Source organism: Bradyrhizobium sp. SZCCHNRI1009, assembly GCF_032487575.1.
In the GTDB taxonomy this organism is placed as follows: Bacteria; Pseudomonadota; Alphaproteobacteria; order Rhizobiales; family Xanthobacteraceae; genus Bradyrhizobium.
Genome location: NZ_JAUEUL010000001.1, coordinates 717,129 through 740,835, shown reverse-complemented (window position 1 = coordinate 740,835; position 23,707 = coordinate 717,129). Strand labels below are relative to the sequence as shown.

Annotated in this window: 25 protein-coding genes; 10 read left to right on the top strand and 15 right to left on the bottom strand. The window is 66.3% G+C overall.

The window, feature by feature from the left end:
• Positions 1–190: 190 nt before the first annotated feature.
• Together QX010_RS03455 and glmM are read right to left on the bottom strand one after the other, a co-directional pair.
• Positions 191–1,033 (bottom strand): outer membrane protein, encoded by an 843-nt coding sequence (locus QX010_RS03455; RefSeq protein ID WP_315803318.1) that lies wholly within the window; start codon positions 1,031–1,033, stop codon positions 191–193.
• 397 nt (positions 1,034–1,430) lie between these two features.
• On the bottom strand, positions 1,431–2,783 hold the full coding sequence (glmM, locus tag QX010_RS03450; protein WP_315803317.1) for a phosphoglucosamine mutase: 1,353 nt from the start codon (positions 2,781–2,783) through the stop codon (positions 1,431–1,433).
• 404 nt (positions 2,784–3,187) lie between these two features.
• Here glmM and QX010_RS03445 point away from each other — a divergent pair, with 404 nt between their 5' ends.
• Positions 3,188–4,324 (top strand): alpha-hydroxy acid oxidase, encoded by a 1,137-nt coding sequence (locus tag QX010_RS03445; protein WP_315803316.1) that lies wholly within the window; start codon positions 3,188–3,190, stop codon positions 4,322–4,324.
• Between the two features lie 57 nt (positions 4,325–4,381).
• Here QX010_RS03445 and QX010_RS03440 read toward each other — a convergent pair whose 3' ends face one another.
• The 8 genes from QX010_RS03440 to QX010_RS03405 form a co-directional block, all read right to left on the bottom strand.
• The gene (locus QX010_RS03440; protein ID WP_315803494.1) at positions 4,382–4,960 is read right to left on the bottom strand and encodes a hypothetical protein; all 579 of its coding nucleotides are present in this window, start codon (positions 4,958–4,960) and stop codon (positions 4,382–4,384) included.
• Between the two features lie 144 nt (positions 4,961–5,104).
• Positions 5,105–5,947 carry a shikimate dehydrogenase gene (locus tag QX010_RS03435; RefSeq protein WP_316177613.1) on the bottom strand — a complete coding sequence of 281 codons (843 nt, stop codon included), beginning with the start codon at positions 5,945–5,947 and terminating at the stop codon, positions 5,105–5,107.
• A gap of 116 nt (positions 5,948–6,063) precedes the next feature.
• Positions 6,064–7,827, bottom strand: coding sequence for a SulP family inorganic anion transporter (locus QX010_RS03430; protein WP_316177611.1), 1,764 nt, complete (start codon positions 7,825–7,827; stop codon positions 6,064–6,066).
• A gap of 93 nt (positions 7,828–7,920) precedes the next feature.
• On the bottom strand, positions 7,921–8,223 hold the full coding sequence (locus QX010_RS03425) for a helix-turn-helix transcriptional regulator (RefSeq protein WP_315757334.1): 303 nt from the start codon (positions 8,221–8,223) through the stop codon (positions 7,921–7,923).
• 206 nt (positions 8,224–8,429) lie between these two features.
• Positions 8,430–10,478, bottom strand: a complete 2,049-nt coding sequence (locus tag QX010_RS03420; protein ID WP_316177608.1) for an elongation factor G — start codon at positions 10,476–10,478, stop codon at positions 8,430–8,432.
• A gap of 176 nt (positions 10,479–10,654) precedes the next feature.
• Entirely contained in the window at positions 10,655–11,128 is a 474-nt protein-coding gene (locus QX010_RS03415) for a DUF992 domain-containing protein (RefSeq protein ID WP_315803312.1), read from the bottom strand.
• A gap of 183 nt (positions 11,129–11,311) precedes the next feature.
• Positions 11,312–11,836 carry a DUF992 domain-containing protein gene (locus QX010_RS03410; RefSeq protein WP_315803311.1) on the bottom strand — a complete coding sequence of 175 codons (525 nt, stop codon included), beginning with the start codon at positions 11,834–11,836 and terminating at the stop codon, positions 11,312–11,314.
• A gap of 121 nt (positions 11,837–11,957) precedes the next feature.
• Positions 11,958–13,160, bottom strand: a complete 1,203-nt coding sequence (locus tag QX010_RS03405; protein WP_316177606.1) for a pyridoxal phosphate-dependent aminotransferase — start codon at positions 13,158–13,160, stop codon at positions 11,958–11,960.
• 192 nt (positions 13,161–13,352) lie between these two features.
• On the opposite strand from QX010_RS03405, the gene QX010_RS03400 reads away from it, so the two are divergent.
• The 5 genes from QX010_RS03400 (at position 13,353) to QX010_RS03380 (ending at position 16,660) form a co-directional block, all read left to right on the top strand.
• Complete coding sequence (locus QX010_RS03400) at positions 13,353–14,585, top strand: glycosyltransferase family 87 protein (protein ID WP_316177604.1); 1,233 nt, start codon at positions 13,353–13,355, stop codon at positions 14,583–14,585.
• Between the two features lie 193 nt (positions 14,586–14,778).
• Positions 14,779–15,429, top strand: coding sequence for a glutathione S-transferase family protein (locus QX010_RS03395; protein WP_315803309.1), 651 nt, complete (start codon positions 14,779–14,781; stop codon positions 15,427–15,429).
• Between the two features lie 194 nt (positions 15,430–15,623).
• Positions 15,624–15,875: a hypothetical protein gene (locus tag QX010_RS03390; protein ID WP_316177602.1), complete on the top strand. Its 252-nt coding sequence runs from the start codon at positions 15,624–15,626 to the stop codon at positions 15,873–15,875.
• Positions 15,876–15,942: 67 nt separating this feature from the next.
• On the top strand, positions 15,943–16,137 hold the full coding sequence (locus QX010_RS03385) for a hypothetical protein (protein WP_315803307.1): 195 nt from the start codon (positions 15,943–15,945) through the stop codon (positions 16,135–16,137).
• Between the two features lie 61 nt (positions 16,138–16,198).
• Positions 16,199–16,660: a GNAT family N-acetyltransferase gene (locus QX010_RS03380; protein ID WP_316177600.1), complete on the top strand. Its 462-nt coding sequence runs from the start codon at positions 16,199–16,201 to the stop codon at positions 16,658–16,660.
• 263 nt (positions 16,661–16,923) lie between these two features.
• Here the strand turns inward: QX010_RS03380 and QX010_RS03375 are convergent, their stop codons facing one another.
• The 4 genes from QX010_RS03375 to QX010_RS03360 form a co-directional block, all read right to left on the bottom strand.
• Positions 16,924–17,367, bottom strand: coding sequence for an endonuclease domain-containing protein (locus tag QX010_RS03375; protein ID WP_316177599.1), 444 nt, complete (start codon positions 17,365–17,367; stop codon positions 16,924–16,926).
• A gap of 103 nt (positions 17,368–17,470) precedes the next feature.
• The gene (locus tag QX010_RS03370) at positions 17,471–17,791 is read right to left on the bottom strand and encodes an antibiotic biosynthesis monooxygenase (RefSeq protein ID WP_315803304.1); all 321 of its coding nucleotides are present in this window, start codon (positions 17,789–17,791) and stop codon (positions 17,471–17,473) included.
• 134 nt (positions 17,792–17,925) lie between these two features.
• Entirely contained in the window at positions 17,926–19,149 is a 1,224-nt protein-coding gene (locus QX010_RS03365) for a DUF1501 domain-containing protein (RefSeq protein WP_316177596.1), read from the bottom strand.
• Positions 19,146–20,666 (bottom strand): DUF1800 family protein, encoded by a 1,521-nt coding sequence (locus QX010_RS03360; RefSeq protein WP_316177595.1) that lies wholly within the window; start codon positions 20,664–20,666, stop codon positions 19,146–19,148. Before QX010_RS03360 ends, QX010_RS03365 begins: the two co-directional genes overlap by 4 nt.
• Positions 20,667–20,811: 145 nt before the next feature.
• Here QX010_RS03360 and QX010_RS03355 point away from each other — a divergent pair, with 145 nt between their 5' ends.
• The 4 genes from QX010_RS03355 to QX010_RS03340 all read left to right on the top strand — a co-directional run bounded on the left by QX010_RS03355 (position 20,812) and on the right by QX010_RS03340 (position 23,051).
• Positions 20,812–21,033, top strand: a complete 222-nt coding sequence (locus QX010_RS03355; RefSeq protein WP_316177593.1) for a cysteine-rich CWC family protein — start codon at positions 20,812–20,814, stop codon at positions 21,031–21,033.
• Positions 21,030–21,713: an HAD family phosphatase gene (locus tag QX010_RS03350; protein WP_316177591.1), complete on the top strand. Its 684-nt coding sequence runs from the start codon at positions 21,030–21,032 to the stop codon at positions 21,711–21,713. Before QX010_RS03355 ends, QX010_RS03350 begins: the two co-directional genes overlap by 4 nt.
• A gap of 204 nt (positions 21,714–21,917) precedes the next feature.
• Positions 21,918–22,553: a hypothetical protein gene (locus tag QX010_RS03345; protein ID WP_316177589.1), complete on the top strand. Its 636-nt coding sequence runs from the start codon at positions 21,918–21,920 to the stop codon at positions 22,551–22,553.
• Between the two features lie 15 nt (positions 22,554–22,568).
• On the top strand, positions 22,569–23,051 hold the full coding sequence (locus QX010_RS03340) for a hypothetical protein (RefSeq protein ID WP_316177588.1): 483 nt from the start codon (positions 22,569–22,571) through the stop codon (positions 23,049–23,051).
• On the opposite strand, the gene QX010_RS03335 is transcribed toward QX010_RS03340, so the two are convergent.
• A complete protein-coding gene (locus QX010_RS03335) occupies positions 23,026–23,655 on the bottom strand; it encodes a helix-turn-helix domain-containing protein (protein ID WP_316177587.1) in 630 nt (209 codons plus the stop codon). The two genes, QX010_RS03340 and QX010_RS03335, sit on opposite strands and share 26 nt — an antisense overlap.
• Positions 23,656–23,707 lie beyond the last annotated feature (52 nt).

Genomic DNA, 23,707 nt, shown 5'->3' with positions numbered 1-23,707 from the left:
CGCAACGCTCCAATCAGCACTTGACTCTCTGTTCCGATCATCGCGCGTTAACCTTAATCATTCGTTGTCGCAGCGCTCTGCACGGAAATTCTTTCAGCGAAAACGCGCGCGCTTCGCCCGATCAGAAACGCGAAACGGCGCGGGACGCCCGCGCCGTTCGTTCGATTTGCAGTGAGGGCGAGCGCTCGATTCAGCCCTTGCGGATCAGCGCCGGCATCGGCGGCGGCGGAGGATTGTCGAAATTCCAGCGCACGCCGAGCTTCAGGTCGTGCGAGGTGATGTCCTTGAACTTGAAGACGTTGCCGGTGGTGTTGCCGACGTAGTCGGACAGAACACCGGTCTGCCCCTGACCGAGATCGACGTAGCTGTAGGCCAGCTCCAGCACCAGGTTCGGATTGACGTTGTAAGCCAGACCGGCATGGGCCGCCCACGCGAAATTCCATTTCGAGGAGGTCGGCGCCGTCGCGAAACTCGTGGTCGTGAACGGCAGGTTGTTGATGCCCGTGTCGGTGAAGTTCGAGACCGTCACCCGCGCACCGCCGACGCCCGCGCCGATGAACGGCGTCACGCACCACCAGGTGCCGAGATCGACATAGGCGTTGGCGAGCACCAGCCATTCCGACTTGCTGCCGCTGTAATTGTCGATGCCGCTATAGGGCACGCCGCCCGCCGTCGCGTTGAAGCGGTCGGTAGCCTTGAAGTTCGAATTGCCGCGATACTGACCGGTGACGTCGGCGCGGAACCAGCTGTTGAAGCGATAGCCGACGCCGACGCCGTAGATGCCCGCTGTATCGAACGCCGAGGTCTGGTTGAAGGACGTCATCGGCGTGTAGGCGGATTCGCGCGAATAGTGAACGTCCTTGACCTTCTGATTGCTGAAGCCGATGTCGCCGCGCAGGTACCAGCCGCCGAAATCGGCCGCCGGCGGCGGCGCGTAGACCGGAGGCGGCATGATGGGCATGTCGGCCGCAAAGGCCAGAGTGGAAAACAGAGAGGCCGCTCCGGCGGCGATCAAAGACATAACGCTACGCATTGGCTTCGTCCCTTTGGCCGGTGAGGCAATCGAGAACCTGGCCCCACATCACAACTGACGGCCCTACAATCGCACCAAATGCTTAAGCGGCGCTTAACCCTAATAATTAAGGTTGATTTTCCATGAGCGAGTGGGAACCGTTAACGGCCGGACAACTCATCCTAACAGATCGTTAGCGGCTGCGCCGGGCGATGCAGGCAATGCGAACTAATTAGTCGACCGACCCGGCTCATGGCGAAGCCATGCCTTCCAAATACCGATCCGCCGTACGAAATGGTTGAACGACGCGATCAGAAGCATCCTGGCGACGTACTCGGACGCGAGAAGATCGTGAGCCAGCAAAAAGGCCTGCCATCTGACGATGACAGGCCACAATCGAAAATATGATCGCCGGTGATCAGGCGGCAGCAGCAGCCGCATTGCCCACCGCGGCCACGATCTCGTCGACGACCTCCTCGACCAGGTCGCGGTCGTCGCCCTCACCCATCACGCGGATCACCGGCTCGGTGCCGGAGGAGCGCACGAGCAGTCGGCCATGGCCGTTGAGGCGCTTCTGTCCGGTATCGATCGCCGACTTCACCTCGTCAGCGTCGAGCGGCTTGCCGCTGCGATAGCGCACATTCTTGAGGATCTGCGGCAGCGGATCGAAGCGGTGGCAGACCTCGGACACCGGACGGCGCAGCCTCTGCACCGTCGCCAGCACCTGCAGCGCGGCGACGAAGCCGTCCCCCGTGGTCGCGTAGTCCGAGAGAATGATATGGCCCGACTGCTCGCCGCCGAGATTGTAGCCGTCGGCCAGCATGCGCTCGAGAACGTAGCGGTCGCCGACCGGCGTGCGCACCAGTTCGAGCCCCTGCCCCTGCAGGAAGCGCTCGAGACCGAGATTGGACATCACGGTCGCGACGATACCGGCGCGCGCCAGGCGGCCGTCCTCCTTCCAGCTCTGCGCGATGACCGCAAGCAGCTGGTCGCCATCGACGATGTGGCCGCGCTCATCGACCAGGATCACGCGATCCGCGTCGCCGTCGAGCGCGATGCCGATGTCGGCGCGCATTTCCCGTACCTTTCGGCACAGCGCCTCCGGCGAGGTCGAACCGCATTCCTTGTTGATGTTGAAGCCGTCCGGATCGACCCCGATCGAGATCACGTCGGCGCCGAGCTCCCACAGCGCCTCGGGCACGACCTTGTAGGCCGCGCCGTTGGCGCAATCGACCACGACGCGCAGGCCGTCGAGCGAGAGGTCGCGCGGCAGGGTGCGCTTGGCGAATTCGATGTAGCGATCGTGCACGCCGTCGATGCGGCGGGCGCGGCCGAGGCTCGCGCTCTGCGCCAGCTTCTTGTCGAGCGATTCATCGAGCAGTTGCTCGATCTGCCTCTCGACATCGTCGGACAGCTTGAAACCCTGCGGCCCGAACAGCTTGATGCCGTTGTCCTCGAACAGATTGTGCGAAGCCGAGATCATGACGCCGAGATCGGCGCGCATCGACTTGGTGAGCATCGCGACCGCCGGCGTCGGCATCGGGCCGACCAGCAGCACGTCCATGCCGACCGAGGTGAAGCCGGCCACCATGGCGTATTCGATCATGTACCCGGAGAGGCGCGTATCCTTGCCGATCACCACGCGGTGGCGGTGCTCGCCGCGCTGGAACAGAAGACCTGCGGCCTGCCCCACCTTGAGCGCGAGTTCCGGCGTGATCAGGCCGTTGGCGCGGCCACGAATCCCATCGGTCCCGAAATAGTTACGGCTCATATGACCCCCAGCAACGGCTTCTGGATTTCGTTACCGGCGGGTGCGAATCACGGGAGCCGCCCTGCCGGTCAGCCCGCGGGTTATAGTCGCCTTAAGGCTAAGATGGCTTCAAAAAATATGATGAATCATTACCACGAAACCGCCATAGCCTCTGTAAGCCGTTGTTAAGGCTAATTTTTCATTCGACCTGACGGCTCCGGAGGGCTCGCCCGCCGGAGCCCGCCGCAGCCGGAATGTGCTCGCTCCGGCAGCCCCGACGTCGTGTTGCGTGACGCGCGCAGTTTGCCCTGCCTTGCCCAGACGCCGTTGCGGTTCCCAAGTTGGATTTGGCAGGCGCCGCAAAGATGCTAGATGACTGCCCCAGCCTTAAGAAACGAGACGCCGGTGGGGAGCCGAAGACCGCGATGAAACACGTCACCTGCATTGAAGACCTGCGCCTGCTGCACAAGCGCCGCGTGCCCAAAGCCTTCTTCGACTACGCCGATCGCGGCTCCTATGCCGAGGAGACGCTGCGCGCCAACCGCGACGATCTGCAGAAGATCAAATTCCGCCAGCGCATCCTGGTCGACGTGTCCAAGCGCGATCTGTCGACGACGATCCTCGGCGAGCCCGCGTCGATGCCGCTGATCCTGGCGCCGGTCGGCCTCCTGGGCATGCAGCACGGCGACGGCGAGATTCACGCCTGCCGCGCGGCGCAGGCCGCCGGCATCCCGTTCACGCAGAGCACGATGTCGATCTGCTCGATCGAGGACATCGCTGCTAGCGTCGAGAAGCCGTTCTGGTTCCAGCTCTACGTCATGAAGGACCGCGGCTTCATCAAGGCCCTGGTCGAGCGCGCGATCGCCGCGAAGTGCAGCGCACTATGCCTGACCGTCGACCTGCAGGTGATCGGCCAACGTCACCAGGACATCAAGAACGGCATGAGCGTGCCGCCGGAATGGACGCTGTCGAAGCTGTTCGATTTCGCGATCAGGCCGGCCTGGGTGCAGGGCGTGCTGCAGGGCAAGCGCCGGACGTTCGGCAACATCGCCGGCCACGTAAAGAACACCGAGGATCTCACCAAGCTCTCGGCCTGGACCGCGGCGCAGTTCGACACCTCGCTGAACTGGAAGGACGTCGACTGGATCCGCTCGATCTGGCCAGGCAAGCTGATCATCAAGGGCATCCACGACATCGAGGACGCCAAGCTCGCGGCCGCCACCGGCGCGCAGGCGCTGGTCGTCTCCAACCACGGCGGCCGCCAGCTCGACGGCGCGCCGTCCTCGATCCACGTGCTGCCCGGCATTGCGGAAGCAGTCGGCGACAAGATCGAGATCATGTTCGATGGCGGCATCCGCTCCGGCCAGGACGTGATGCGCGCGCTCGCGCTCGGTGCCAAGTCCTGCATGCTCGGCCGTGCCTATGCCTACGGCCTCGGCGCCGGCGGCCAAGCCGGCGTCGCCAAGGCCATCGACATCATCCGCAACGAGCTCTTGACGACGATGGGCCTGTGCGGCGTCAACACGGTGGCCGAAATCGACCGCAAGGTGCTGGCGGATTAGGCGGAGTTGGGTCGAGGGTCTAAGGGGAGAGGGAGCGCACCGTGCTCGCGGCGCCGCTCACATCGGCGGCGTCAGCCCATCGCGGCCGACGCTGACGCGGCTGGTCTCGAGCGAACCGTCAGGCAACGGCTTGACGATCGCGATCACCTTGGCGCCGGCTTTCAGCTCGGACTTGTCGCCCGGCACGAAGGTGACGATCGGCGTGTCCGGCGCGATGTCGACGCGCTTCTCGCCGCCCTTGTACTTGACCAGCAACGTATGACCGTCGGTCGAGACCGAGCTTTCGGATACGGTGGCGTTGGTCATGCTCGAGTTCGGCTTCAGGTCCCACGACCGCGAGCCTTCGCCCGTGCCGCGCATGTCCTCGGGAAAAATGTGGATCTCGACCGCCTTCGGCGCGCCGTCCGGGCCGGGCACCGTGGTGGCGCCGATGAACGAGCCCAGCTTGATGTCGGAAAGCTGCGCCTTGACGACACCCGAGACGCGCAGATCACCGGCCATGCGGAGCTTGAAGATCTCGCCGCTGCGGGCTTTCACCGTCATGGTATCGGCGTCGACGCTTTCGATGGCGCCGCGCACGCGCGTCGGCACTGGCGCCTGCTGCGCGATGGCGGTCAGCGACGCCGCCGCAACCATTGCGAGCGCGGCGACCGGACGGATCAGAACGAGACGGGCAGACATGCTGGAAACTCCGAGGGCTCGAGAGACGCGTTCCGCGCTCGTATCGGAGACGCGGGCATCTGACGAGTGAAACGCCGGAGAGGGCCGCTCATTCCACACTCAAGCCCTTGTGAGATCAGCCTCGACCAACGCGCGCAGTTCGGGCGTGACCTGGGGGCGGCGGTGGAACCACAATTCGAAGCCGCGCACCGCCTGGTGCAGCAGCATGCCGAGCCCATCGGCGGTGCGCAGGCCCCGCGATCGCGCGGCGCCGAGCAATCGCGTCTCCAGTGGCACGTAGACGAGGTCGGCGACCACGGCGTGCGGCGACAGCAGATCGACGTCGAGCTCGAGCGGCGGCTGGCCGTGCATGCCGAGCGAGGTGGTGTTCACGAACAGGCCCGCGCGCGGCAGCAGCGCGCCGACGCGATCCCAGCCTTCGGCAACGACCCGGTCGCCGAACTGATCGGCCAGCGCCTGCGCGCGCGCAGCGGTGCGGTTGACCACATGGACGCGGCCGATGCCGCGCTCGAGCAGACCGAACACGACGGCCCGCGCCGAGCCGCCAGAGCCGAGCACCAGCGCCTCGTCGGTGCGGTCCCAGCCCGGGGCGGCGGCATCCAGGTTGCCGATAAAGCCTTCGACGTCGGTGTTGGTGGCCCGCAGGATGCGGTCCTCGTACCACAACGTATTCGCGGCGCCGACGGCACGGGCGCGCGCGTCCGGCTCGGTCAGCTCCAGCACGCGCTCCTTGTGCGGAATGGTGACATTGGCGCCGACGAAGCCGCGGCGGTCGAGATGCGTGACGAAATCCGCAAGCTCTTCCGGCGGCACCGCCTCGATGGTGTAGCCGCCGGCAATGCCGAGCTCGTGCAGCCAATGATGATGGATCAGGGGCGAGCGCGAATGCGCGGCAGGCCAGCCGATCAGGCACGCGGCGCGGGGTTTGGCGGCGACGGTCATGGCCGTGACATCGGACAAGCTCCGGCCGGAGTCAATGCTGCGGGCAGTCGAACCGGCCGCGACGACGAAGCCGGCCGTCGGTGCGCCTCGGTGGAGACCGGCGCGCGAGGCCGGACTCAGCTCGCCGCCAGCCCGTCGGAGATGTCCTCCTGCGGCGTCTCCTTGCCCTTGATGTCGGCGACCGCGCGCTCGATGGTCTCGCGGAAACGCACCAGCGGCGGCCGCACGCCGTGGGTCAGCAGCGCCCGGCGCACGGTCGGTGATGCGCCGGTGATGAACAGGCGGATGCCCTGGCGCCTGGCCTTGGCGGCGACGCGGCTCATGGCGTTGGCGGCTGTCGAATCCAGGAACGGCACCGCTGCGAAGTCGACCACGAAGGCCTTGCGGCGGTCGGCGATCGAGTCGAGCACGGTGCCGACGGTCGAGGCGGCGCCGAAGAAGAACGCGCCGGTGATGCGATAGACCAGCACGTCCTTGTCGGCGCTGAGCTTCGGATTGTATGGCACCCGCGCCTCATCCTCGAAGTCGGCGCGGTCCTTTGCGGCCAGAGGCGACCCGCCCTCGACGCCGGTCATCTGCGCCATGCGGTTGATGAACAGCACGGCGCCGAGCGCGAAGCCGACCAGGATGCCCTCGGTGAGATCGCGGAAGATCGTCAGCCCGAAGGTTGCGAGCAGCACCGTGGCATCGCCCCAGGACGATCGGATCAGGGTGGCGAACTCGTGCTTCTCCGCCATGTTCCAGGCGACAACGACGAGCACCGCGGCCAGCGCCGACAGCGGGATGTAGCTCGCCAGCGGCGCCGCGATCAGCATGAACACCAAAAGAAACAGCGAATGCAGCATGCCCGACACCGGCCCGCGCGCGCCGGCGCGGACGTTGGTCGCGGTGCGCGCGATGGTTCCGGTGACGCAGATGCCGCCGAACAAGGCCGAGCCGATATTGGCAAAGCCCTGCGCCACCAGCTCGCAGTTGGAGCGATGGCGGCGGCCGGTCATGCCGTCGGCGACCACGGCCGAGAGCAGCGACTCGATCGCCCCGAGCAGCGTGAAGGCAATCGCATCGGGAAACACCGCCTGGATCTTGGCAAGCGAAAACGCCGGCAGCGCCGGTGCCGGCAGCTCGCGCGGGATGCCGCCGAAGCGGGTGCCGATGGTCTCGACGGGAAGCTGCAGCGCGTAGGTGATGATGGCGGCGACCACGACCGCGATCAGGATGCCGGGCCAGGTCGGCCGCAGATGCTTGAGGCCGACGATGATCGCGATCGACAGCGCGGCCGTCGCGACCGCAGGCATGGTCGCGGTCGGCGCGCCATGCGCGAGCGCAGCGAGCTTCGGGATCAGCTCGCCCGGCTCCTTGCCCGCAAGCGTGATACCGAACAGATCCTTCAGCTGGCTGGCAAAGATGATGACGGCGATGCCCGCGGTGAAGCCGACCGTGACCGGATAGGGAATGAACTTGATGTAGGTGCCGAGCCGCAGATATCCGGCGATCACCAGCATTACGCCGGACATCATCGCCGCGATCAGCAGGCCATCGAGACCCTGGCGATCGACCGTCGCAGCGACCAGCACGATGAAGGCACCCGCGGGACCGCCGATCTGAAAGCGGCTGCCGCCGAGCAGCGAAACCAGGAAGCCGCCGACCACGGCGGTGTAGAGGCCGCGCCCCGGCGAGACACCGGAGGCGATCGCGATCGCCATCGACAGCGGCAGCGCCACGATCGCTACCGTCAGGCCCGCCAGCGCGTCGGCACGAAAGTCGCTGAGGCCGTAGCCCTCGCGCAAGACCGTCAGGAGCTTGGGGGAATAAAGCTCGGCGAAGGTCGGCTCATGATGTCCGACCCGCCCGTGCGAACGGTGTTCGTTTGCGATGCTCATGCCGACCACGCTCCCGTCGCCTCATCGGACCGCGGCGCAGCCGACGATGCGTCCCACACGAAGCGCTCAGGAGCCCCGTGGCGCGCGATGAGCCTAGCTCGCGTCATCGCGCACAATGTCAGTTTGACGGCCCATGCGGCGAGGCGGCCCCGGGTCCTTCAGGCGAACACCACGCCCGCCATTCTCACTGCGGGAATGCTCACCGATCAGATCCACGCCCGCACGATTGAGCGCATCGACGACCTTGGTCAGCGAGTCCACCACGCCGCGGACGTTGCCCGTGGAGGCTTCCATCCGCTGGATCGTCGGCAGCGACACGCCAGCCAGCTCGGCCAAGGTTCTCTGATCTATCCCGAGCAGCGCTCGCGCTGCCCGCATCTGGAACGACGTGATCACGATGGCCTCACGTGGCAGACACCATAAATGATGTCTGAGACAAAGACAATGATGTAAAATACATCATAAACTGATCTCGGACGCAAGCTGGAACCCGGCCCTCGCCGTCCGTCCCCTGCGCGCGCGAGCGACGGCCATGACGCGATCCGGCCCGCCATCCCGAGAGAGGATGACGGGCCGGTGCTGTTCGGCGCGGTGCGTTCGGCTCAGGCGGCGTCGCGGTGGGACGCGATGATGTGATCGGCGGCGCGGCCGGTCACCTCGGCCATATGGTCGAACTGGCGGGTGAAGCTGCCGGCGCCGGCGGTGGCCGAGCGCAGTTCGACGATCAACTCGCCGATCTCCGCCTCCGGCATCATCGCCCGCACGCAGTCCCAGCCCGGCCAGCCGTCACGGGTATCGAAGGACAGGATCTGGCCGCGCCGCGCCGACAGGATCGCGTTGATCCTGGCGGTCGCTTCCGTCGGGCAGACGATCTCGACGGTATGGATCGGCTCCAGCAGCACCGGCGCGCATTGCGGCAGGCCTTCGCTGACGCCGGCCCGCGCCGCGGTGCGGAACGCGAGGTCGGACGAATCGACGCTGTGATAGGAGCCGTCGGTGAGCGTCACCTCGACGTCGATCACCGGAAAGCCCAGGGGGCCGCGGGCCATTGCGTCGACGACACCCTCCTCCACCGCCGGGATGTAGTTGCGCGGCACCGCGCCGCCGACCACCTTCTCGGCGAAGCGGAAGCCTTCGCCGCGCGGCAGCGGCTTGATGTCGAGCACGACGTCGCCGAACTGGCCGTGCCCGCCGGACTGCTTCTTGTGGCGGCCGCGCTGCGTGATCGGCTTGCGGATGGTCTCCTGATAGCCGATCGCGGGCTGGTGCGATTTGACGTTGACGCCGAAACGGTCGCGCAGCCGCTCCAGCGCAACGCGCAGATGCATCTCGCCCTGCCCCCACAGCACGGTGTCGTGGGTGCGCGGGTTCTGCACCATGGTCAGCGACGGATCCTCCTCATGCAGCCGCTGCAAGGCCTGGCCGAGCTTGACGTCGTCCTTGCGGTCCACGGCGGCGATCGAGAGCGCCAGCACCGGCGGGCACGCCTCCACCTTTGCCAGCGGCGGTGGCGCCGTCTTGCCGGTCGCAACCGTATCGCCGGTCTTGACCGCATCGAGCTTGCCGAGCGCCACCGTGTCCCCGGCCTCGGCGCCCGCGCGCTTGCTGTCATAGGCGCCGGTGGCAGCCAGGATGCCGGACACGCGCGCCGCCTCGCCCGAGGCGGCATGCAGCGTCGCGCCGTCGTCGAGATGGCCGGACAGCACCCGCGTCAATGACAGCTTGCCGCCATGCTGCAGATGCAGCGTCTTGAAGACATAGCCGAGCGCCTCCTTGGTGTCCTTCACACCGAGCCGCCGCGCGGTCTCGGCGATTCCGGGCGCCTCGTGGCGCAGCGCCTTCATCAGCCTCAGCACGCCGTTCTCGCGCAACGCCGAGCCCAGCAGCACCGGGCAGATCAGTCCCTCGCGCAATTCGCGCGCGAGATCATCGAACACGGCGTCGCGCGGCGGCGGGATGTCCTCCAGCAGCTGCTCCATCAGCGAATCGTCGTGATCGGCGAGCTTCTCCAGCATCGAGAAGCGCGCCTCCTTCTCACGGTCGAGATCGCCGCCTTCGAGCGCGATCACCTCGCTGGCCTTGTGCTCGCGATAGATGAAGGCGCGCTCCAATGCGAGGTCGACGAAGCCCTCGATCAGCTCGCCGTTCCAGATCGGGATCTGGCGCAGCACCAGCGGCACGCGCGAGGCCGGCTGCAAGGTCGCGAGCGTCTCCCTGACACGTGCATTGGCGCGGTCGATCTTGTTGAGGAACAGGAAACGCGGGATGCGCAGTTCCTCGAGCTCGCGCAGGATGATCTGCAATTGCGGCAGCTTCTTCTCATCGGCCTCGCAGACCACGATCGCCGCATCGACCGCCGGCAGCGCGGCGCGCATGTCGTGGATGAACTCGATCGAGCCGGGACAATCGAGGAAGGTGTAGCTGTCGCCCATGAAGGTCGTCGTCGCCGCCGTCATGGCGACGCTCATCTTGTGCTGGCGCGCCTCCGGGCTGGCATCGCCGACGGACGTGCCGGCGTCGACGCTGCCCGCGCGCGCGATCGCGCCCGTCCGCGCCAGGATCGCCTCCAAGAGAGTGGTTTTACCGCTTTGGAAAGGGCCCACCAGCGCGATGCACCGTGGACCTCGGGGACTTCTCAGGTCTTGTCCCATTCGCCGCCTCCTCGTTGTGGAGCTCGGCCCTTGATTGGGTCGGCAAAGCCAAATGCTCTGCCTCGGCTGCCGCTTTGGCAAGCAGGCGGCCTGCGAAAAACGTTGCTGCAGTGCGGGGGATCCCACCGTCTTCCCGCACGATGGCGGGAAGAGCGCTGTTCACGGCAAAGGGAAGATCACCGACCCGGGCGCAATTCGAGGCTTTGCAGCCCCGCCGCGACGCTGATGCCGACCTGGCCCTGGACGCTGAGCGGCTGCAGCGCGATCGAGTTGGCGGAGCCGCCGACCAGCACGTTGCCGCCGACACCGACGCCGACCGCGGCCGAACCCTGCGCACCGGCATAATCGCCGGAGAGATCGCCCGGCCCGAGCCGCGCGACCGGCGCATAGACCACCCAGGCCAGCAGCGATTCCTGGGTGATGCCGAGATCGAGGCCGACCTTGCGGATGGTCGCGACGTAACGATCCTCCGGCAGCCCGTCGGCGCGCAGCACGCAGCCGAGATGGGTGACCGAGCCGACGATGAAGCCGACGCTGGCGCCGCCGCGGCATTCGAGGACGCCGACCCGCACGCGATCTTGCGCCTGGGCAGCGCCGCCGATGCAGAGGACGGCCGCAGCGGTGAGCCCGGCGAGGATGGTCGAGCGCATGAATAAAACTCCGGCTGAAATGAACATGTGATGCGGCGCTCGGTGATCGGGACTGATGATCACGAGCCATCACATCTATGCCACAAGGCTTACAGCCGCACCAGAAGCGGCGCGCCGTTCATCTGGCTGAACGACTCACGGCCTCGACCAGCGCAGCGCGGCTGCGAGGCATTGTCGCCGTGCTCAGCGATAGTAGCGCGAGAAGTAGGACGAGGGCTGGCTCGGGCTCGGATGGATCGGCAGCAGCGGCACCAGCTCGACCTCGGTGATTCCCGCGGCGAGGTTCATGCCGGTCTGCCCCTGCAGGCTGATCGGCTGCAGTTGGGTGGCGCGATCGGTGTCGCGCACCAGGAAGCTGCCGCCGAAGCCGACCAGCGCGGCGGCGTTGGCCGACAATCCGCCATAGCGCCCGCGCAGCTCGCTGCGGCCGAAATCGTTGACCGGCGCGTACACCGCCCACGCCATCCGGGTCTGATCCGTCAGTCCGAGATCGAGACCGTAGCGGCGGACCTTGGCGACATAACGCTCCGGCGCGCGGCCCTGGCTGCGGAAGACGCAGCGCAGACGGGCCTGTGACATCACGAGCTTGCCGGCCGTCCGGCGGCCCTCGCACTCCAGAACCCCCGCACGCATCGGGCGGCCCTGATGGGCCTGCGCGAGCGGCACGAGCATCACCATCGCCACGATCGACAGCACAAGCAGCCGCATCGAACTCCAACCTTACGCCACGCAACTTGATCCCGGACAAAAGAAAGGCGCCATGTTCAAAACATGGCGCCTTTCTGTGCGGAAATTGACCTTTAGAGATTCAAAGGTCGCTGTTGCCCGATTACCTCAAATTGCCGCAGAAGCGCTGGATGCGCTTGCAGGCGTCCTCGAGGTCGGAGGTCTTGGTCGCGTAGGAGATGCGGAATGCCGGGCCGAGGCCGAATGCCGAGCCGTGCACCACCGCGACGCCCTCGGTCTCCAGCAGCTCGGTGACGAAGGCCTCGTCATTGTCGATCACCTTGCCCGACGGCGCGGTCTTGCCGATCGTGCCGGCGCAGGACGGATAGACGTAGAACGCGCCCTCGGGGCGCGGGCATTCGATGCCGCTGGCCTGGTTCAGCATCGACACCACGAGGTCGCGGCGCTCCTTGAACACCTTGTTGTTGGCCGGGATGAAGTCCTGCGGACCATTCAAGGCTTCGACGGCAGCCCATTGCGCGATCGAGCACGGGTTGGAGGTCGACTGCGACTGGATCGTCGCCATCGCCTTGATCAGCTGCGCCGGGCCGCCGGCATAGCCGATGCGCCAGCCGGTCATGCAATAGGCCTTGGAGACGCCGTTCACGGTCAGCGTGCGGTCGTACAGCGAGGGCTCGACCTGTGCCGGCGTGGTGAACACGAAGTCGTCATAGACCAGATGCTCATACATGTCGTCGGTCATGATCCAGACATGCGGATGCTTGACCAGCACCTCGGTGAGCGCCTTCAGCTCGGCCTTGGTGTAGGCCGCGCCCGTCGGGTTCGACGGCGAGCACAGGATCAGCCATTTGGTCTTCGGCGTGATCGCCTTCTCCAGCGCCTCCGGCTGCAGCTTGAAGCCATGCGCGGCTGTGCAGACCACCGGCACCGGCTCGCCGCCGGCGAGCGCCACCATCTCGGGATAGCTGACCCAGTACGGCGCCGGGATGATCACCTGGTCGCCGGGATTGATGGTCGCCATCAGCGCATTGTACAGCACCTGCTTGCCGCCGACGCCGACGATCACCTGGTTCGGCTTGTAGGTCAGGCCGTTCTCGCGCTGGAACTTGCCGATGATGGCTTCCTTCAGCTCGGGGATGCCGTCGACCGCGGTATACTTGGTTTTGCCGTCCTGGATCGCCTTGATCGCGGCCTGCTTGATGTTGTCGGGCGTGTCGAAATCCGGCTCGCCGGCGCCCAGCCCGATGACGTTGCGCCCCGCCGCTTTGAGGACGCGCGCTTTGTCCGTGACCGCGATGGTCGCGGACGGCTTCACACGGTCGAGCGCAGCGGCGAGAAAGGACATCATCAGCTCCTATGCAGGCGTCGTGGATCACCCTTTTCGGGCCACGACCAGTCATGTCAGGGAAACGCTTGCTTTTAAGGCCCCGGGCGCTGCATCGCAAGAAGCTTGGGCACATGGCTCCCAAGACTTTAGGGAACGTTAAAGCGGCCCCGCTAGCGTGGCCCCCACGATTGTCCAGAGTTTCAGGCCGAAATGACCAATATCGGGTACGCCCTGCGATCCGGCGACTGGCTGACGGCCACGCGGATCAAGTCCTACAGCTGGATCCTGCTCGCGGTCACGGTCGCGGCCATCGCCGGCTGGATCGCGCTGTCCGATGGCCTGATCGACCGCAACGGCAAGCCGATCGGCACCGACTTCTCCAACGTCTATGCGGCAGGCGTGCTGACCCTTCAGGGCAAGGCGGCCGACGCCTATGATCCGCCGCTGCAGCATGCGATGGAAAAGGCGGTGTTCGACGGCCGCGACGTGCCGTTCTTCGGCTGGCACTACCCGCCGTTCTTCTTCGCGATCGCCGCCATCACCGCCCTTCTGCCCTATGCCGGAGGGCTCGCGCTCTGGGTCGTGTCGAGCCTGCTCGCGTACCTCGCGGTCATGCGCGCGATCCTGCCGCGCTCCGAGACCCTGCTGGTCGCGACCGCATTTCCCGCCGTGTTCGTCAACATCGGTCACGGCCAGAATGCATTCTTCACCGCGGCGCTGCTCGGCGGCGCGCTGCTGTCGATGGAGCGCGGCCGGCCGTGGACGGCCGGCATCCTGATCGGCCTGCTCGCCTACAAGCCGCAATTCGGCGTGCTCATTCCCGTGGCGCTGCTCGCAGGCGCGCGCTGGCCGACGGTTGCTGCGGCAACCGCCACGGTGGCCGCGCTGGTCGCGATCAGTTTCGCCGCGCTCGGCAACGAGGTCTGGCACGCCTTCTTCCAGTCGATGACCTTCACACAGAGCGTCGTGCTCGAGCAAGGCGGCACCGGCTGGGAGAAGATCCAGTCGGTGTTCTCGGCCGCGCGTCATTGGGGCGCCGATATCAGATCCGCCTATGCGCTGCAGAGCCTGCTGGCGCTGTCGCTCGCGGCCGGACTTGCCTGGCTGTGGCAGAGCGAGGCTGCGTTCGATCTCAAGGCGTCGGCACTGGCGAGCGCGAGCCTGCTGGCGACGCCCTATGTGCTCGACTACGACCTCGTCGTCGTTGCGGTCGCGATCATCTTCTTCGTCCGGCACGGCTTCGCGAACGGCTTTCGCGACTACGAGCTCAGCGTGCTCGCGGCCGCCTGGATCGTGCCGCTGCTCTCGCGCAGCGTCGCCGGGCTGACGACGATACCGCTGGGCCTCATCGTTCTGATGACCCTGTTCGCGCTGACCTTGCGCCGCGCACTCACCGATCGCGCGGTCGAGATCGGTGGACAGGCGCGCATCGCGCAGGCGTGATCTCGATTGTTTGAATCTATTGGAAAGTTGTTATTCGAGAGTGCAGTGCAGTAGCGCATTTCGACTTTTTCCATCCGCCGGCTCTTGCAGCCTGCGCTCATCGGCATCATTGTCTGGCCGCATTGCGGGACGATCTGGCGTCCGGATGCGCGATGCGTCCAACCCTTGATTCCTCGAACTCGAAACCGGCCGGATGTACAAGCTCTATTCGATGCAGCGGTCAGGCAACAGCTACAAGGTCCGCCTTGCGCTCGCGCTTCTGAACGCGCCCTATCAGGCGATCGAGATCGACATCCTGCGCGGCGAGAGCCGCACGCCGGATTTTCTCGCCAAGAATCCCAGCGGCCAGGTGCCGCTGCTGGAGGTCGGCGAGGACCGCTTCATCGCCGAATCGAACGCGATCCTCTGGTATGTCGCCGGCGGCACGCCGCTGGTGCCGGAGCAGCGCATCGAGCGCGCCGAAGCGCTGCAGTGGATGTTCTTCGAACAGCATGCGCTCGAGCCGAACATCGGCGCCGCCTATTTTTGGCTGCTGCTGGTCAAGGGCGGGCGCGACCTGCAGACCCATGCGCTGGAGGACTGGATGGAGCGCGGCTATGCCGCGCTGCAGGTGATGGAGAATCATCTCAAGAGCAACGACTACTTTGCCGCGAAGCAGCTGACGGTCGCCGACATCGCGCTCTACGGCTACACCCATGTCGCCGATCGCTGCGACTTCGATCTGTCGACCTTCCCGAAGATCCGCAGCTGGCTGCGCCGTGTCGAGCAGACGCCCGGCTTCGTCGCGATGGACTGGCAGCCGGCGCTGATCGATTCGGCAGGCATTGCTGCCGACTACGGCTGACACGTTCACCGTAAGACTACCGACTATCCGTAGAACAGCGGGGAAAATACACGCGATGGCGGGAACGATCACCGCCGACGCCATGTTTCTGCCCTTTTTTCTGATTTGCCGCCGCAATCCTGCCCAGCGCGACCTTAGAATTTACCTCTGCGAGTGATTCGCTCGCGGATGTATGGGTAAGGGATTTCGACTTCATGTCCGGGTGGCGTCTTGCTTCCGTTCCGAAGTTCAGTTGGGTTCGCGGCCAGGCATGGCCGCTAACGCCGGACCTCCGCCGAGAGCTCCCGGCGCCCGTCAGCGGCTTTCACGACGACGCGACGCTCACCCTGTCGCCGAGCCTGACCACCGCCGTGGTCGCGACGATCGCGGCCAGCACGCTCTCATTGGGTGTCAGCGTCACCATCGCGGTGGTGTCGATCCGCGCCCTCTTGTCGATGCCCGCTTAGCAGGAAGCCATTTTGACAACCCTTCGCGGTTTTCGCGACAACAGGCGATGATTGTCTCGCGCACAAAATGGCGATGAAATCAACGGTCGTAATCGTTGCCGTGACCCTGGCACTCGCGATCCTGCTGGCGGCGTCACTGCTGATCCTGATCGAGCGGCGGGGCGAGCTTTCGTTCTCACCGCTGACCGAGGAGGATCGGTCTGTCTATGTCGAGCTGGTGCGGCCGCCCGCCACCGAGCCGGTGCTGCCCGTCCCGGATTGATCGTGGGCGCGGCTGCGCGTATCGAGGGGCCGTCGACACTCAAACGGACGGCGAAGCCTTCATGCACGAAGCCCTCACTGTGCGCGCCATCGCGCGCGACGATCATGATCGCTGGTTGCCGCTCTGGGACGGCTACAACGCCTTCTACGGCCGTTCGGGGCCGACGGCGCTGCCGAGCGAGGTGACCGCCGTGACATGGTCGCGCTTCTTCGATGCCGACGAGCCGGTGCATGCCCTGGTCGCCGAGAGCGGCGGCGAGCTGATCGGCCTGGCGCACTACCTGTTTCATCGCGCCACCACCACGATCGGGCCGCTCTGCTATCTCAACGACCTGTTCACGAGCGAGGCCGCCCGCGGCAAGGGCGTCGGCCGGGCGCTGATCGAGGCGGTCTACCGCGAAGCGCGTCAGGCCGGTGCGCCGCGGGTCTATTGGCAGACGCACGAGACCAACACCACGGCACAGGCGCTCTACGACAAGGTCGCCGAGCGCTCGGGCTTCATCGTCTATCGCAAGGCGCTGTGAACGGGCGGTGTCACGCCGCCGTCACGGGGCAGGCCTACGCTCCATTGAGCGCCTGATCATCCCCGTCACCGGTCACGCGTTTCAGCGGTCCCCGTCAGTCGCCGTCTCTGACCGGGGCCGCATTTTTTTGGCGTGGCCACCTCTGAGAGCGGAAAGCGAGATGCTGCCGTGCGATCGGTGGGCTCCCTCTCCCCGTTCTTCACGGGGAGAGGGCTGGGGTGAGGGGCAGCGGATCGGGCGGTGCAGCCTTGCCAGAGCGCCCACTACTCACGCGTCAGCTCATCTTGAATCAGCGTCAGAACGCCTTCGATATTTCCTAGGACATCGTTGTTCCAAAAGCGAAGAACCCGATAGCCTTCCTCCGCTAAACGGCGATCGCGAACAACATCCTGCTTAGACTCGCTGTGTTGTCCCCCGTCAATTTCAACGATGAGGCGCCTCTCTCGACAAACGAAGTCGCAGATATATTCTGCGACCGGGAGCTGCCGAACAAACTTGTGACCATCCAGCCGACGGCTGCGTATCTTATCCCACAGCGTGTTCTCCGCGTTCGTCTGGGCAGTGCGGAGCCGCCGAGCAAGACCGACGGATTTCAGATCTGGTCCTCGCATGTGCCGTACCTCATCGCAGGTCTTCATCGTGCTGAAGCCGTTGAGACTGCAATACAGCACGAGCTGACGAGACCGGGCGAGCGCGACGACCACCACCCGTGCCGCTGCCCCTCACCCCAACCCTCTCCCCGTGAAGAACGGGGAGAGGGAGCATACCGGCTACGCAGCGGCAGCTCGAATCCAAATCCCGAGCAACGTCCTACTTCTTCCCACCCACCGTCTGCCTCACCTCGAAGCCCTCGAACTGCGGCGGGCCGAGATAGAGCGGCTTGTTGTCGCCGGCGCCCTTGTGGGCCATGCGGAAGGCTTCGGACTTGGTCCAGTCCTCGAACGCCCCCTTCGACGCCCAGATGGTGTGCGAGGCGTAGAGCGTATGGTCCTCGGCTTCCGGTCCCTTCAACAAGTGAAACTCGACGAAGCCCGGCACCTTGTCGAGATGGCTGTCGCGCGACAGCCAGACCTGCTCGAAGGCGGCCTCCGAACCCTTGGCAACGCGAAAACGATTCATGGCGATGAACATGCTGATCTCCTGAGGGATGAATGCCGCAGGCCAGGGAGTAGCAGACTTCGCGATGCAATGCGCCTGCGGCAATCGCCGCTGATGCCGCGACGTTGAACGCTACGGGACCCGATCAGGACAGGCGCAAGCGATCCCTACGCCACGAGCCCCTTGATCGGCTTCACGGCCGCGCTGTCCGGAAACACCGCGCCGCCGAGGGCGTGCTCACCGATGCCGAGATGATCGGCGAGCACGCCCTTGAACACCGCGCGCAGATCCGTGGTCGGCGCAAGATCGCGTCCCTGGTAGAGGCTGGCCATCTTCAGCGTCGGCCAGTCGGCGATCACCCGCCCGCCCTTCACCGCACCGCCGGCGAGCAGGGCGACGGTGCCGGTGCCATGATCGGTGCCTTGCGTGCCGTTGATCTTCGCGGTGCGCCCGAACTCGGTTGCGACCATCACGACCGTATCGCGCCAGCGCGGGCCGAGCCCGCTCTCGAACTCGGCGAGCGCACCATCGAGACCCGACAGGAGTTGCGCCAGCCGGCCGACCGCGCCGCCTTCATTGGCATGGGTGTCCCAGCCGTCGAACGCCAGCGCCGCAATGCGCGGACCGTCATCCGCCGCGATCAGCTTCGCCGCACCGCGCGCGACCTGGCGCATTGCCGCGATCTGGTTGCCGCCCGGCTTCGGCTTCATGTCGTCGCCGAACGCGACCTTGTCGAGCTTGAGCCCCTGCGACAGCGCAGCCGCCAATGCGGGATCGCGATGCGCATAGAGGTCCACCAGCCGCGTCGCGGTGTCGTCATCGGCCTGCGGCAAGGTCACCGGCGCCCAGCCGACGGTGGGCGCTGCGCCGCGTAGCACCAGCGGTGCCGTCGGACCGACCGCGAGCGCGCCCGTGACGCGGGGGCCGCGTGGCAGAGCCTCGACTGCGCGGTTGAGCCAACCCGATTGCACGCGGCCGGGACCGGCGAAGCCGCTTTCGAGCACGTCCTGGCCATCAAAATGCGAGCGTTCGCGATACGGTGTCGCGACCGCGTGAATCACCGCCGCCTGCTTGTCGCGATACATGCGTGCGAATTCCGGCATCGCCGGATGCAGCGCAAAGAACGAGTCGAGCGGCAGCGCCGGACTAGGTCCCGCCGTCGTCAGCGCAATCGCGCCATGCAGCCCGGCGTAGTCGGGATCGCCGACCGGCGCCACGGTGGCGAGCCCATCGAGCGCGCCGCGCAGGATCACGACGATCAGCCGTGGATCACGCCGATCGGCGGCCCGCGCGAATTTCGGCAGATAGCCCCAGGCGGCAAAGGACGCGCCTGCCAGCAGCAGGTGGCGACGCGAGGTCAACAGCGAGGTCGCGATCCGGTCCATCGTCATCTCCTCTGGAATTCCGGCGACATCAGCAGCAGCGCCAGCGCCTGCTGGCGCGATTCCGCACGCTCGATCGTGCGCCGCGTCTCCGTCGAAGTCGCGTCTCCCGCGGCGAGATCGAGCAGATCACGGGGATCGAGATTGTTGCCGAGACGCGCGGCGAGTTGCGCGGAGATGTCCAGCCGCAGCTTCATGCCCTCGGGGGCGGCCCACATCGCGGTGGTATCCGCGAATCCGTTCGGCCCTGCGGGCGCCCACAGCGGCTGTCCCAGCATGTTCAGGGAATTGAGATAGAAGCCGGGATCCTCGGGCACGCGCGCCAGCAGCCGGCCGCCCGCGACCAGGAACTCATAAGGCGAGCGGATCTTGGTCAGCGGTGCCGACCAGGCTTCATCGGCATCGACGAGCGCCAGCGTCACCGCTCTCAGATCGCCGTCGCTCTTCTTGAATACGGCCTCGAGCCGCGCGACCAGCGCGGGCGGCGGATCATCGGCGACGAAATGGCGCACGAGCTTGGTGGCGATGAACTTCGCAGTCGACGGATGCCGCGCGATATCGGCGAGCGCAGCCTCGCCCTGGGCGAGGCCATCATCCCCGTAGACCTTGCCGAGCAGGGTTTGCGGCCCCGGCTGATGCGCATTGGCATTGAACACGAAGCTGCCGGGCGCCGCGTTGCGGGCGTTGCGGCCGGCGAAGCTCCAGCCGGTGATGATGCGCGCCAGCGACGTCACGTCCTCCTGGCCGTAGCCGCCGCCGACACCCAGCGTGTGCAGCTCCATGATCTCGCGCGCGAGATTCTCGTTGAGGCCGCGCTTGCGGTTCTGGCCGGCGCGCGAGTCCGGTCCGAGCGATTCCTGGTTGTCGAGAAAGAACAGCATCGCCGGATGCTGCTCGACCGCCTTCAGCATGTCGGCGAAGCGCCCGAGCACGTGCGGCCGGATCGCCTCGCGCTCGAACGCGCCAGCCCACATCCGCGCCAGTTCGCCCTTGCCCGCTGAGATGCAGAAATGATTCGACCAGAACGCCACCAGCCGCTCGGTGAAGCCGCAATCGGCGAGCACGGCGCGCTGCAGCCGCGCCAGCGCTTCGGCACGGAACGTCTTCTGGACGACGTTGGGCGGCTGCTGAGCCTGCGCGGGCTTTGCCGGCGCTCCCTGCATCGCGGGTGCGGGGTCGGCACCGGCCGCCGGGGCTGCCGAGGGCGGCGCGGCCATGGCTTTATCCGCGCCGCTCGTGGACAGGCCGCGCGTCTGACTGGATGGCTCCTGCGGCGCGGCCTCGGACTTCGCGGCCTCACGCGCCCGCTTGACCTCGTCCTGATAGGCGAAGACGGCAGCGGCGAGTGCGGGCGTCGACTGCAAGCCCGGCGCCTCCAGCAGCGCTCCATTGGGACGGCCGAGCTCGGCCTTGACGAAGCCGCGCGGGTCCGACGCCGCATTGACGAGATCGCCCGAGGCGCCGCCACGCGCGCCGAAGCCGAAGCGATTCAATGCGACAAGAGCCGCCTGGGCATCACGCGCCATGCCTCATCCTCACCAGCGGCCCGTCATCACGGGAGCTCCCGAAGCAGTTTGCTGCCGCGACCGCAGACTGCGATGGCGCGGCAGATTGTCACGCACTATACTTGCCCGCGCAGATGAACCGGACATGAAAAGAGGTGGATCGGACGTGGTTCCGAAGGTGACAAATCGTTTAGCAGACGTGGCCGCGCGGCAACTCATCTGTGAGTCGTGCGGCGTGGAGTTCAGCTGCGATCCCGGCGGCTCCTGCTGGTGCTTCGAAGAGGCCGTGCGCCTGCCGCTGCCCGAGACCGGACAGACCCGGTTCAAGGACTGCCTGTGCATCAATTGCCTCAAGAGGCTGGCCGGCGAACCGGAGCCGGGCGCATGACGCGCTGGCACGTCGAAGCCGTCCTGCTCGACATGGACGGCACGCTGCTCGACACCGAGAAGGTCTATCTCGAAGCGGCAATCGCAGCGCTGAATGCGCTCGGCTATAGTGATGGCGTCGTCGAGCTCTGTCACGCGATGATCGGCATTCCCGGACCCGACAACGAGCAGACCCTGCGCGACCATTTCGGCGACGATTTTCCGCTGCTCGAAGTCAACCGCCTGTTCGCGGCCAAGACCATCGAGATCCTGCAGGCGGGCATGCCGCTGAAACCCGGCGTCATCGCGCTGCTCGACGCGATCGACGCGGTCGGGCTGCCCAAGGCCGTCGTCACCTCCTCCTCGCGCCGCACGGCGGCGGAGCATCTTGGCCTCGCCGGCATCGACCACCGCTTCGATGCGGTGCTGACGCGCGACGACGTGACCCGTGCCAAACCGCATCCGGACCTCTATCTGCTCGCCGCGGAACGGCTACGGACGCGCGCGCCGGCCTGCGTCGCGATCGAGGATTCCAATCCCGGCGTCGCCTCGGCGCACGCCGCCGGCGCGATCACCTTGATGGTGCCGGACATCGTGGCGCCGAACGATCATTCGCGGGCGAATGCGGCGGCCGTGCTGCCGGATCTCGACGCCGCCATGGCGCTGCTCGCACGCCGTTCGGTGCTGCCCGCCAGGATGTGACGTCAGATCCGCGGCCTGTGAAGCGGCCGTACAGCTTTGCCATTGTCTTCAAACGCGACCGAACATAGTCACAATCGGTTCACGTCGTTGCGCCGGTGCCCACGGCCCTATCGGATGCATTAACCCGCACGCCCTACCGTGCACGGCGTTGGTGGATGGGCTTATTTCATGTTGCGATTCATTGGCGCCGCAGGTGCGGCATTCTTGGCTGCGTTCGCTGGTGTGAGTTGGGCGGTCAGGGGGTTTCCGCTTCCGGATGGACCGTGGCGGGGCATGATGCAGACAGCTTCGATTGAAGCCGCATCAAATCTCGCTGCGCCGACGCCCGGGACCGTGGCGGTCGTGGCTCCCCTCTCCCCGACGGTCGACAGGACCTTCGGCGGCCCAGAATCGAAGGAGTTCGAGCGCAAGGCGTGGCTCGCGCAGCACACCTCGCAGAGCGACAAGAATCCCAAGCTGGACGTTTTACGCATGGACGCGTTGCAGGCCGCGACGGCCTACAAGCTGTCGCCCTGCGACACAACCATGAAGCAGAACCTGGTCGACGCACTGACGGCCTACACGCGGGCCTATGTTGCCAAGCTGGACTGCAAGCGGCAGTTCTGGGGCGCGAAAATCTGCACCGACAAATCGCTTCGGGAGGCGGCCGACAGCGTCGGCACGCCGCTCGATCAGCGCGTGAAGGAGGCGTTGTTCGAAGCCTTCGAGGAGAAGGGCATCACCAAGGCGGACTTTCCGGCTGATGTGCGCGAGGAGGTCCCGCACTTCGCCGGACCCGCTTTCTGGTCCGACGAGTCGGCGGTGTGCCGGACGAGGCAGGCGCAACGGGACCGGCGATAGCAAACGGGCGCTGCCATGAACCGGCTGATCTTCATCATTGCGGCCATCGTCGTCTGGCAGGTCGGCGGACGGCTGTTCCTGACAGACGCGCCGACCGCGGCGGCGTTTCCGCCCGTCACCGGCGCGGAGTTTCAGGACCACGAGAAATACACCGAGGACGCCCGGCGTTCGCAGCGCGAAGACGCGCTGAAGTCGCTCGACCTCGCCTGGAGCGACCGCTGCGGCGCCAAGCGCGACAACTTCATCAGCGGTCTCAACCACTACTACTATCATCGGCAGAACCAGAACGAGCGCTACCCCGAGACCTATGGTCCGGCCGGCGCCGCCTATATCGCCGGCGTATGGACGACCGCCGAGGATCGAAGGATCGAACGGCTCACGCAGGAAGCCTACGCCGCCGGCTACATCAAGCCATCCGATTTCGACGGCATGGCGAGCCAGATGGTCGCCACGGTCGTCCGCGGCGAACAGGTCAGGGGACGCGGCTGCGCCGGCTGAGGGTTGCGCGCGACGCGGACCGCTTGCCCTTCGGCAGGGCCGCGGCGACCAGCGTCCGTGCCGCCGCGCCCGCGGTTTCCATGTAGCTGGCGTCACGATGCAGCAGCACGACGGCGAACGCGCCGTCGAGCAGCAGCAGCATCTGGCGGGCGAGCACGCCCGCTTCGGCAATTCCCTGCTCTGCGAAGATCGCCTGCAGCCAGGCCTCGAACTTCTTCTTGTGGGCGGCGCCGATCCTGATGGCGGGATGGCCGGGCAGATTGGCGAGCTCCGCGGTGGTGCGCAGGAAGCCGCAGCCGCGCCATTTCGGATGCCGCGCGGCGCGGGCGAGCTGGTTGAAGATCCCGGCGATCTTGTCGGGCAGCGCGCCGTCGGTCTCATCGAACCAGCGCTTGAACAGCGCCAGGTTCGGCTGGTCGCGCGCGGCGAGATAGGCCGCGACGAGATCGTCCTTGCTGCGGAAATGATAGTACAGCGTCTTCTTGGTGACCCCCGCCTTCTCCGCCACCGCATCGACGCTGACGGCGCGGATGCCCTCGGCATAGAACAGCCGGCTCGCGGCGGCGACGATGCGGGCGGGCGTGGGATCGGAGGAACGGGGCATGGCGGCGCTCGGTCAATGTATACTGACCAGTGAATATACCACGGCGGCCGCG